This is a genomic window from Dyella sp. (assembly GCF_036384435.1).
Taxonomy (GTDB): Bacteria; Pseudomonadota; Gammaproteobacteria; order Xanthomonadales; family Rhodanobacteraceae; genus GSA-30.
On sequence record NZ_DASVMI010000168.1, the window covers coordinates 19,558 to 30,668 of the forward strand.

Annotated in this window: 10 protein-coding genes and 1 pseudogene; 2 read left to right on the forward strand and 9 right to left on the reverse strand. The window is 64.0% G+C overall.

The window, feature by feature from the left end; all coding sequences use genetic code 11:
- Window positions 1–29 precede the first annotated feature (29 nt).
- From VF436_RS17500 to prmB, 9 genes are all read right to left on the reverse strand, one after another.
- A complete protein-coding gene (locus VF436_RS17500) occupies window positions 30–626 on the reverse strand; it encodes a phosphoribosylanthranilate isomerase (RefSeq protein ID WP_330905324.1) in 597 nt (198 codons plus the stop codon).
- Window positions 627–649: 23 nt separating this feature from the next.
- Window positions 650–1,417, reverse strand: coding sequence for a tRNA pseudouridine(38-40) synthase TruA (gene truA, locus VF436_RS17505; protein ID WP_330905325.1), 768 nt, complete (start codon window positions 1,415–1,417; stop codon window positions 650–652).
- Between the two features lie 457 nt (window positions 1,418–1,874).
- Window positions 1,875–4,235 carry a FimV/HubP family polar landmark protein gene (locus tag VF436_RS17510; protein ID WP_330905326.1) on the reverse strand — a complete coding sequence of 787 codons (2,361 nt, stop codon included), beginning with the start codon at window positions 4,233–4,235 and terminating at the stop codon, window positions 1,875–1,877.
- Window positions 4,236–4,396: 161 nt separating this feature from the next.
- The gene (locus VF436_RS17515) at window positions 4,397–4,678 is read right to left on the reverse strand and encodes a hypothetical protein (RefSeq protein ID WP_330905327.1); all 282 of its coding nucleotides are present in this window, start codon (window positions 4,676–4,678) and stop codon (window positions 4,397–4,399) included.
- Window positions 4,678–5,706 (reverse strand): aspartate-semialdehyde dehydrogenase, encoded by a 1,029-nt coding sequence (locus VF436_RS17520; RefSeq protein WP_330905328.1) that lies wholly within the window; start codon window positions 5,704–5,706, stop codon window positions 4,678–4,680. The genes VF436_RS17515 and VF436_RS17520 overlap by 1 nt, the downstream gene beginning before the upstream one ends.
- 167 nt (window positions 5,707–5,873) lie before the next feature.
- A complete protein-coding gene (locus VF436_RS17525; protein WP_330905329.1) occupies window positions 5,874–6,878 on the reverse strand; it encodes a D-glycerate dehydrogenase in 1,005 nt (334 codons plus the stop codon).
- A gap of 44 nt (window positions 6,879–6,922) precedes the next feature.
- On the reverse strand, window positions 6,923–8,011 hold the full coding sequence (gene aroC, locus VF436_RS17530) for a chorismate synthase (RefSeq protein ID WP_330905330.1): 1,089 nt from the start codon (window positions 8,009–8,011) through the stop codon (window positions 6,923–6,925).
- Between the two features lie 34 nt (window positions 8,012–8,045).
- Window positions 8,046–8,639 (reverse strand): GNAT family protein, encoded by a 594-nt coding sequence (locus VF436_RS17535; RefSeq protein ID WP_330905331.1) that lies wholly within the window; start codon window positions 8,637–8,639, stop codon window positions 8,046–8,048.
- The gene (prmB, locus tag VF436_RS17540; protein ID WP_330905332.1) at window positions 8,602–9,525 is read right to left on the reverse strand and encodes a 50S ribosomal protein L3 N(5)-glutamine methyltransferase; all 924 of its coding nucleotides are present in this window, start codon (window positions 9,523–9,525) and stop codon (window positions 8,602–8,604) included. The genes VF436_RS17535 and prmB overlap by 38 nt, the downstream gene beginning before the upstream one ends.
- Window positions 9,526–9,870: 345 nt before the next feature.
- On the opposite strand from prmB, the gene asd reads away from it, so the two are divergent.
- Together asd and VF436_RS17550 are read left to right on the forward strand one after the other, a co-directional pair.
- On the forward strand, window positions 9,871–10,722 hold the full coding sequence (asd, locus tag VF436_RS17545; protein ID WP_330905333.1) for an archaetidylserine decarboxylase: 852 nt from the start codon (window positions 9,871–9,873) through the stop codon (window positions 10,720–10,722).
- A 140-nt stretch (window positions 10,723–10,862) separates the two neighbouring features.
- Window positions 10,863–11,111: pseudogene (locus VF436_RS17550) on the forward strand (hypothetical protein); the annotation flags it as partial.

Here is an 11,111-nt window from a genome sequence, read left to right on the forward strand (position 1 = left end):
AAGGTCCATGCTAGCGCGACGGCGTCACCTCAACCATCGGCAAGGCGCACCTGCCCCATGAAAGCGGCCAGCTTTTCGGCATCCTTAATGCCAGGTGCCGACTCCACCCCGGAAGCCACATCCACGGCCCAAGGGTGGGCTGCGCGAATGGCCCGGGCCACGTTCTCGGCAGTCAGGCCGCCGGCCAGCATCACCGGTTGCGCCAGGTTTCGCGGAAACAGCGACCAGTCAAAACGCTTGCCGCTGCCGCCAGCCTCGCCCAGGCCATGGCCGTCGAGCAACAACGCCGACGCTCGCGGGTACTGCTGCAACCGGGCCAATGCAGCCTCGCCATCACCCATGGCAATGGCCTTGAGATAGCTGCGCCCGAACTGCGCGCACCACTCATCGGATTCATCACCGTGGAATTGCAGGTAATCGGGCTCCAACGCCTGGCTGATAGCCGCCACATCCTCGGCCGAGTCATCCATGAACAACGCGGTCAGCGCCACGAAGGGAGGCAATACGTCACGGATGGCCTGCGCCTGGGCCAGGGTCACGCGACGCTTGCTGCGCGCAGTGAACACCACACCGATGGCATCGGCGCCCAGACGTGCGGCCAGCAGGGCGTCGTGGGGGCGAGTCATGCCGCAGCACTTGATGCGTGTCCTCATCGGCTGACCTCGACCGGCAGGCCCCAATGCGCGTCGTAGCGCGGCCCGAGAAAGGTCAGGCCAGACGATGGCGCAGTTGGGCCGGCCACCTCGCGATCGCGCCCCGCCAGCAGTTGCGCCATCCAGGCCACCGGCTGTTCGCCGCGCCCGATTGGCAGCAACGAACCGACGATATTGCGCACCATGTGATGCAGGAACGCATTGGCTTCGATATCCATGATCACCTGGTCCTCCTCCCTGTACAAACGTATCGCGATCAGTTCGCGCCGAGCGTGCGCCGCCTGGCAGGATATGGCGCGAAACGCACTGAAGTCATGCTCTCCGAGCAAGGCCTGCGCCGCCTCGTGCATGCGCCCGGCATCCAGCGGCTGACGTTCCCAGGTCACGTATCGGGCATCCAGCGCGGCACGCACCGGACGATTAAGGATGCGATAGCGATAACGCCGGCTGCGCGCGGAAAAGCGCGCATGAAAATCGTCGGGCACGAGCTTGGCCCAAAGCACGGCCACGCTGGCGGGCAGATTGGCGCAGGCGCCCAGCACCCAGCCGCGCGGATCGCGCACGGCTTCAGTCTCGAAGTGCACGACCTGGCAACGTCCGTGCACGCCGGCATCGGTGCGTCCGGCGCAAGTTACTTCCACCGGATGGGCGGCTACGAAGCTCAATGCGCGTTCTAGCGCGCCTTGCACGGTGGCGCCGTGACTGAGGCGCTGCCAGCCGGAGAAATCGGTGCCGTCATATTCGACGCCCAAGGCGATGCGCATGGATCGGGTATCAAGCCAATGAGGCAGGCTAGGTTAACAGTCCGCGGCGCGAGGCGCAGGGGTAAAAGGCATCATGACAATCTGCGGCCATGCCACGGATTGCTCTGCAACTGAAGGAAATCTCAAAAGACCGCTGGTATCCGTCGTGCCGGCGCGGGCCAGGACCTAATGAGCGCCCACAGGCGCTACCCTGGCCGCTAAACCTCCAAGCCGCGACCCAAGTCGCGTCCTGCATCGCGACTGAACTCGCTCTTGCGCGAGGCTCGCTTCGGGGCACATCGTCTCTCTCAGCTCTATCGCAGAGGGCCGATGGAGCGCGCCGGGCGGCTGGCCCGGCACGTTGCACCCATGCGATTAGCGACGACCGGTATCCGATCCATGGATCTTTGCGCACTGATCCGTGGACTATAAAAAAAGCCCGCCGTGAAGGCGGGCCTTGGTTTCGATCAAACGGCGATCAGCGCAAGTCTTCGAGCAGGCGATGCGCAGTGTCCTTCTGCATCTGGTTGCCTTCGTGCAGCACCTCCTCCAGCATGGCGCGCGCGCCCTCAGGATCGCCCATGTCGAGATAAGCGCGAGCCAGATCCAGCTTGGTGTCGATCGGATCATCACTGAAGCCACCCAATTCATGCGAATAGCTGCTGTGATCGGTTTCCCCGGCTTCATGCGGTGCGGGGGCATGGCTGATCGGAGCCGGTTCGTCCAGCAGCGGCTCGTCATCGGCGAATTCCCAGGTGGAATGCGCGTGCCCCTCGGCGGCATGGTGCGGCTCAGCCTCGACCTCTGGCGCGAAATCGCTATGCGGAATCGCGTCGGGCTCCTGCACCGGCGGAGGAACGATGGGATGCGGAGTCAGGTTGAAGTCGAAGTGATATTCGCTGACCTTCTGGTTCTGTCCAGCCACCGGCGGTGGCACGCTCGGCGACGGCGCCGAGGCGTATTCGTCCAGATCGAAGTGATGCAGGGCAGCGCGCTCATCTTCACCGGCGAACGGCGAAGACTGCTGGCCATGCGCGAACAGCGGATGGTTCGGGACCAAGTCCTCGCCCATGTGCACCACATCCTGCCACTCCGGCTGCTGCGGATCGGTGATATGCGCATGCATGGCTTCGGCGGCAGCTTCGAAGTGCTCGACGTCGCGGCGGCTGTAGTAGAGGCTCACCAGTTCCAGATGCAAGCCGATGTCGTCCGGATGCTCGGCGAGCTGATCGAGCAGTTCTTCCTGATCCAGGTCCTCCTCGCCAAGGGGCGGCACGGCGCCAAAGCGATCAGCCAGCGACGAGCTGCCTCCTGTCGGCGCCACGATCGGCGCCGCTTTGCGACGACGCAGCAGCGCCGCCAGGGCCAGCAACACCACCACACCTGCACCAGCGGCCCAGGCCCAGGGCTGCATGAACCAGGGCGCTTCCTCGACCGGAGCCGGTGCGGGAACGGGTTTCGGCGTCGGCTTGACGGCCGGCTTGACCGGCGGCGCCGGCTGACTGGCGACGGGCTGCGCCGTACCGGCGTGGGCCGGCATGGCGGTGCCGGCAGGCATCGTGGTCGTATGAGCCGCGACAGGCGCCGGGGGCGTGACCGCGGGCGTCGGTATCGTGGCCGGTTTGGACGGCTGCGGCGTCACCGTGGATTTAGTGACAGTGGCGATCGGCGTGGTTGGCGCCTTGGCCGTGCTTGCCGCCGCTGGCGCGCCGCCGGCCTTGCGGGCATCGGCCAGCTTGCGCTGCAACTCGGCGATCTCGTTGTCCTTCAGGGTGAGCAGCCGTTCGTTCTTGGTATTGATGTCTTCCAGGTCTTTCAGGCGCGACTTCAGTTCGCTGCTCTGCTGCTGCAAGGAAGACAACTGCTCCTGGCTGCGCTGCAAATCCTGGTGCAGGGCTGCGGCTTCGCCCTTGCCATTACCGCCCGTCTCGCTCGACTTGGCCGGGACCAGCGCCAGGCGATCACCGCCGCCCCCCCTGGTTGGCGAGGTGGTGGCATTGGCACGTGTGCCGGCATCGGCGACCGACGTCGGCGTGCGCGTAGCACCGGCGCGCCAATCGCTATTCTGCCGGCGCACTTCAGCCAATGCGGCGGCCGTGGTCGTAGCCTGCACTTCGTCCTTGGTCGGGACACGCAGCACCGCGCCACTCTTGAGCGCATTGATATTGTCGCGATAGAAAGCGTCCGGGTTGACCTGCTTGAACGCCAGCAGCATCTGGTTCATATCCGCGCCGCCCTGCAACGACTGGCGCGCGATGGTGGACAGGCTTTGACCACGCTCGACCGTCACCTTGCCACCTTCGGCCACCGGCGGGCTCGCGACGCGCTGGCGAGCAGGCGCCGGCGCAGTCTCGGTACGGCTCGGGCGCGAGTTCGATGCCTCGGGTGCCGGGGCGGGCGTTGCCGCATGGCGCGGGGCACTGCCGGCCGGCGCGCGATGACCGACCGTATTGGTCGGGGGATCGAGCAACAACGGGAATTCGTGGACACTCTTGTTGCTGCCTGTACCGATTTCGACCAGCAGATCCAGGTAAGGATCGTTGACTGGCGTACTACTGGTCACGCGAATGATCTTGCCACCGTTGCCGCTGTCGACCACCGAGAACTGCAGCAGCATGGGCGGCGCGCTGGCGCCAGCCTTCGAAAAAGCATCCGCCGGAGCGAGTTGGGCCGTCAGATGATCGATTTCACCAGGATGGTCCGGCTTGACCGGAATCTCCGCCACCAGTGGCTGGCCGAGCGCGGATTTGACCTGGATCTGCCCCAGCTCCAGTGCTGCCGCATGGCCGCTGCCCATGGCAAGCGCCAGCATGATCGACAGCTTCAACGAACGATTCATCGTTTGGATCCCCCGAACGGCCTCGTGACCTTCTTATTAGCCCGCCACCCGTGGCTAGGCATGACGAGTGTGGCACTTTAGTTAGATAACGGCCAATCAACAATAGCTACGGCCGATGTTTACGATGCATTGCTGCGACTGGTTCTCGCTGCCGGGTTGGCTCAATGACCGGTGGTGCCGGTTGCCTGGGTCGCCTTGAGCTGCCGACGGAGATCCTCGATCGCCTGGTCCTGCCGAGCTCCCCGCTCGGCGGCATCACGGCTCTTGGCCTCTTGCCTGGCGACATCCTGCTGCAGTTGCTGCACCTGGTCATGCTGTTGCCGAACCTTGCGGTCCACCTCGACTTTTTGCCGGTCGGCCTGGGACGCCGGAGTCTCGCCGGCCATCGCGGTGACGGCAAGCAGGCTGCCGAGACTGAGAACGATGGCGCGGCGAAGAGTCATTACAGGTAGTCCTCTATCAGGAGCTCGGCGATCTGCACCGCATTGAGCGCAGCGCCCTTGCGGATGTTGTCCGAGACGACCCACAGGTCCAGACCGCGTTCGTGAGAGATATCCTCGCGGATACGTCCCACAAAAACTGGATCTTGCCCGGCGGCATCGCCCACGGGTGTCGGGTAACCACCCGGCTTGCGTTCGTCTTGCACCACTACACCCTCGGCCTGCTCAAGCAGTTCGCGCGCCTGCTCGGCGGTGATCTTGTCGCGGGTCTCGATGTGCACGGCCTCCGAATGTCCGAAGAACACCGGCACGCGCACGGCCGTCGGGTTCACCTGGATGGACTCGTCTTCCAGGATCTTGCGCGTCTCCCACACCATCTTCATTTCTTCCTTGGTGTAGCCATTGGCCTGGAAGTCATCGATGTGCGGGATCACATTGAAGGCGATCTGCTTGGGAAACTTGTTCTTTTCCACGTCCTGGAAGGCCAGCAGTGCGGCCGTCTGCCGGCCCAGTTCCTCCATGCCCGAGCGCCCTGCCCCGGACACCGACTGGTAGGTGGCCACGTTGATGCGCTCGATGCCCACGGCGCGGTGGATCGGCGCCAGCGCGACCAGCATCTGCATGGTCGAACAATTGGGGTTGGCGATGATGCCGCGCACCGTGTATTGCGCGATGGCGTGTGGATTGACCTCACTGACCACCAGGGGTATGTCATCCTGGTAGCGAAATTCCGAGGTGTTGTCGATGACCACCGCACCCGCCGCCGCCGCGCGCGGGGCATGCGTACGACTGACCGAGCCGCCGGCGGAGAAGAACGCGATATCCACTCCGTCGAAATCGTAGTCGGCCAGGTTTTTCACGATGACCGGTTTACCGCCAAAGGTGATTTTCTCGCCCGCCGAGCGCTCGCTCGCCAGCGGCACCAGTTCGCTGATCGGAAAATCGCGTTCGGCCAGTATGGCCAGCAACGCTTCGCCCACGGCGCCCGTCGCGCCGGCTATCGCCACCTTGTAGCTGCTCTTCTTGCTCATGTGCCCGGTTCAATTAGGAGTTCGAAGGCCGCCATCCCGGCGGCGACCTCCGCAACAGCGGAAATCTAGCCGGGCCAGCGGGTAAAACAACCGACAACACGCCTCGACGTGAATGTCGTCACGCTTTGTTGCACGAAAAGGTCGGAAGCAACGCATTTCGGCCCGGATCACCACCGATCCATGACTTCAGGGTTGAGCGGCGTCGGTGGATGCCCGGCCGACTGGCCGAGCCCCAGCGCCGCCAACAGATTCTCTGCTGCCAACAGGGCCATGGCGCGGCGAGTATCTTCGCTGGCGCTGGCAATATGCGGGCTAAGCACGACATTGTCCAAAGCCAGCAGGTCCGGATGAACCGAGGGCTCTCCTTCGAACACGTCCAGCGCCGCCGCGCCAATGCGCTTTTCGCGCAAGGCCGCCGCCAGTGCGACATCGTCGACGATACCGCCCCGGGCCACATTGACCAGCACCGCCGATGGCTTCATCCGGGCAAGCTCCGGCGCCCCCATGGCGTGGCGGTTGGCCGGCGTAAATGGCAGCACCAGGATCAGGTGATCGGATTCGCTCAGCAGCGTGTCTTTTTCGACCCAGTTGGCGCGGCAGTCGCGCTCGATGTCAGCCGCAAGGCGCGACCTGTTGTGGTAGAGCACGCGCATGTCGAAGCCGGCAGCGCGACGGGCGATGGCCTGGCCGATGCGCCCCATGCCCAGGACACCCAGGGTCTTGCCATGTATATCCACCCCCAACCAGTCATCGAAGCGCATCGCGCTGCCGGCCCAGTGACCGGCTCTCAACCAGCGCTCTGCGGCCCCTACTCGCCGAGCGGCGGCCAGCATCAGGGCCCAGGCGTAGTCGGCAACGCTTTCGTTGAGCACATCCGGCGTATTGGTGGCCAGCACACCCGCGCCCGTCATGGCGTCGATATCGAGATTGTTGAAACCGACGCCCAGATTGGCAATCACTTTCAAGCGGTTATTGCCTTCCAGCACATCAGCACCCACCCGCTCGGACAGCCCCAGAATGGCGCCATCGACGACAGCCAGCCGCTGCCTGAGCTGCGCGGCGGTACGAGTGGACTCCTCCGATTCGACCTCCACTTCTACATGGCGCGCCAGATAATCCAGCACATCAGCAAACAATGGGCGCGAGACCCATACTTTCGGCTTGTCGCTCATATCACATATTCTCGAAGCGGCGCATCGATATCGGCCATCAATCTTTAAGGAATGCGAGGCAGGATCTCACCGACATCGCCGCATTGCGCGCGATGGCGCAGGGCATGATCCATCAGCACGAGCGCCATCATGGCTTCGGCGATCGGCGTGGCACGGATACCGACGCAGGGGTCATGGCGCCCCTTGGTAACCACCTCGACCGGCTCGCCGGCAAGATTCACGCTGCGCCCAGGCACCAGCACGCTGGATGTCGGCTTGAGCGCCATGGAGGCAAGAACCGCCTGACCCGTACTGATGCCTCCCAGAATGCCGCCGGCATGATTGGAGACAAAGCCACTGGGAATCATCTCATCGCGATGCTGGCTACCGAGCTGACCTACCGCGGCAAAGCCATCGCCAATCTCCACGCCCTTTACCGCATTGATCGACATCATGGCCGCGGCCAGGTCGCCGTCCAGCTTGCCGTAGATGGGCTCGCCCCAACCCGGCGGCACACCTTCGGCTACCACGTTGACGCGCGCACCGACCGAGTCGCCGGATTTGCGCAACGCATCCATATAGGCTTCCAGCTCCGGCACCTGAGCCGCGTCGGGCCAGAAAAAAGGGTTGTCCTCCACGGCATCCCAGTCGAAGCCGTGGGGCACGATCTGGCCCAGTTGCGCCAGGTAGCCGCGCACGCGAACACCATGGCGCTCGGCCAGCCAGGCCTTGGCCACCACCCCGGCAGCCACGCGCATGGTGGTCTCACGCGCCGAGGAACGGCCGCCGCCGCGCGGATCGCGGATACCGTACTTCTGCCAATAGCTGTAGTCGGCATGGCCGGGACGGAAGGTCTGGGCGATATCGCCGTAATCCTTGCTGCGCTGGTCGGTGTTGCGAATCAACAGGCCAATGGGCGTGCCGGTGGTAAGCCCCTCGTACACCCCCGAGAGAATCTCGATATCGTCGGCTTCGCGCCGCTGCGAAGTGTGCCGGCTGCGCCCGGTGGCTCGGCGATCCAGATCGGCACGGAACATCTCCGGCGCCAGGGCAAGCCCCGGCGGGCATCCGTCGATCACGCAGCCAATGGCCGGGCCATGGCTTTCGCCGAAAGTGGTTACGGTAAGGAGCTTGCCGAAGGAATTGCTGGACACGATGAATGGACGGCCAAATGAATACTCGCCGAGCTTAGCGCGATTCGTCTCTCACTGCCGCCCATTCTCGTTGCAGCATGGCAAAAACGACGTCATCCACCCACTCGCCTCGCAACAGGTACGCTTCGCGAAAATGCGCCTCCTGACGCATGCCCAGCCGGGCAAGCAGCTTCATGCTGCCGGTGTTACGCGGATCGACCGAGGCCACCACTCGCCGCATGTCGCGCTCTTCGAACAGCCATCCGAGCAGCCGACGCATCGCTTCGGTCGCCAGACCGGTTCCCTGGCAGGTGGGATTGAGGCTGATGCCGAAGGTCGCCGAATCCTCCGGGCTATCGGGCATGCACACACCCAGGTCGCCGACCAGTTCCCCGCTTTCGCGCAACCGGATGGCACGCTGGGTCCAACCCGGCTGCGCCAGGGTGCGGCCTGACTGCTCCTGGATGAATGTACTGGCAGCCTCCAGCGTGGCCGGATACCAGCCCTGATAGCGCATTACGGCAGGAGCGGCGCGATAGGCAAAGAACGCCGCTGCGTCGGCCGGGCGCAACGCATCGATCGACAATCTCGGGGTGTCCCACGATGTCACGTCAAACCCCACGTGCACGCGCGGCGGCGCGAATGGCATCGGCGTGCTCGATCAGGTCCTGGCGCTCAAGCGCAAACACGCCCATGGCCCCAACCTTGAACTCGATCCATACGAAAGGCACCTCGGGCAACAAGGCACTGAGGGCATGCTCGCTCTCACCTACCTCCACGATAAGCAGACCATCTTCGGTGAGATGGTCCGCCGCCTGGTCAAGCATGCGCACGCAGATATCCAGGCCATCCTCGCCCGAGGTCAGGCCAAGCTTGGGCTCATGGGCGTATTCGCCGGGCAGCGCGGCGTATTCGTCTTCGGTGACATACGGCGGGTTGGACACGATCAGGTCATAACGGCGGCCAGCCAGACCATCGAACAAATCCGACTTGATGGCCTCGACCCGGCGCTTGACGTCCTGGAAGGCAATATTTTCGCGTGCCAACGACAGTGCCTCGTCGCTGATGTCGACGATATCGACATGCCAATGCGGGTTGTATTCGGCCATGGCAATACCGATGCAGCCCGATCCCGTGCACAGGTCCAGCGCACGCTCGACCTCTCGGTGATCGAGCCACGGCTGGAAACCCGACTCGATCAGCTCGGCGATCGGTGAGCGCGGCACAAGCGCACGGTGATCACTCTTGAACTTCATGCCGGCAAACCAGGTTTCGCCAACCAGGTAAGCCACTGGCAACCGCTCGCTCACACGGCGCTCGATCAGCGCCAACACACGCTCGCGCTCCTGGGCGGTCAACTTGCCCGCGCCATAGGCCGGCGGGATATCCGGCGGCAGATGCAGGCTCGCCAGCACCAGATGCGTCGCTTCGTCGATGGAATTGTCGTGGCTATGGCCGAACGTCAGCCCGGCGGCCGAAAAACGGCTGGCGCCGTAGCGGATGAAGTCGATGATGGAGGCAAGTTCGGCGGTCACGGGAGTGGCTGCGTGGTAAACGGGATCGGGGAGTATAGCGGCCAGTGGTTCGGGGTGGGGGCGATGGGTTGGCGACGAAGATGGGTACACATGGATACGTGGTGCGCAAGCCGTAAAGGCACCGTGGCGCCGCGGCAGAGTGACGGCTTGCCGCAATCATCCGCGCTTGCGCGCTTATCTCCCGTCTCCAGACGCACCAGTACGGCAACCCTCAAACTCGCGCAGCGCTCCAAGCAACCTGACTGCCCGCGACAACCGCCCGGACTTGCGCCCCTCCTACCCGCCTCCCGGCCACTCCCAAGCCCGCCCCTCGCCCGCCAGCACGCAATCCCCCATACTCCCGCGATGACCTTCAACGTACTCCTGCAATACATCCTCCCGCATCGCTTCCTGTCGCGGATCGTCTATTGGGCCACCCGGTGGACTTTCCGCCCGTGGAAAAACTTCCTGATCAGCAAGATCGTGCGCAGCTACGACGTGGACATGACCGAGGCCGCGCAGCCCGATCCGTTGGCTTACCAGCACTTCAATGCGTTCTTTACCCGCAAGCTGAGGCCGGACGCGCGCAAGCCGGACAACCTTGCGCAATCGGTATTGTCACCGGCCGATGGGCGTGTCAGCCAGGCCGGACGCATCGTCGAGGGGCGTATCTTCCAGGCGAAAGGGCAGCAGTACACGGCGGCCGAACTACTCGGCGACGAAGCCGCCGCCGAGCCCTACCGCCATGGCAGCTTCGCCACGATCTACCTGTCGCCGCGTGACTATCACCGCGTGCACATGCCGCTGGCCGGGCGCCTTAAGGAAACCGTCCATATTCCGGGCCGCATCTTCAGCGTGGCGCCGTTTGCCGTGGAGGCGATCCCGCGCCTGTTCGCACGCAACGAACGACTGGTCTGCCACTTCGAAGGCGAGCATGGTCCATTCGTCGTGGTAATGGTCGGCGCCATCCTGGTGTCCAGCGTGGCGACGGTATGGGATGGCCTGGTGATTCCTCCCTACGCCTCCAACATCCGACGAAAATCTTTTGCCGGCCAGGATATTACGCTTGATCGCTTCGCCGAGATGGCGCGTTTCAACATGGGCTCCACGGTGATCGTGCTGTTCCCCGAAGACACTGTGAAGCTTGACGCATGGACACCCCAGCAGTCAGTGCGTGTGGGGCAGCGACTTGGCCAGTTGAGACAAGGGAACGTGTAAGGGCAGGCAGAACTGTGACGCATTTTGTCGTTTTGTGACCTTTTTGGCGCATCGCCACAGCAAAGGCCGCTAATCTCGTCAAGTGAGGCCCAGGGGATCTGAAGGGGAGATCAAGGGCCGGTCACCTGCGAGGACACTACATGCGTATCGTTACCCGCTTCATCGCGATGAGTCGCGCGCGTCAGCTTGCCCGCCAGTTCCGTGACATCGAGCGCGCCATCCAGGCCCTGCCTGCCCGTAGCCATGGTCGACTGGGCACGATGACGCTTCGCGAGATCGGACAGGCATCACGCACGGATTTCCCCCATCTCTACGGCACCGCGCCCGAAGAGCGCTACCAGCCATGGGGCCAAGGCACCGACGTAGGGCACGCCCGCGCTCGCTCGGAC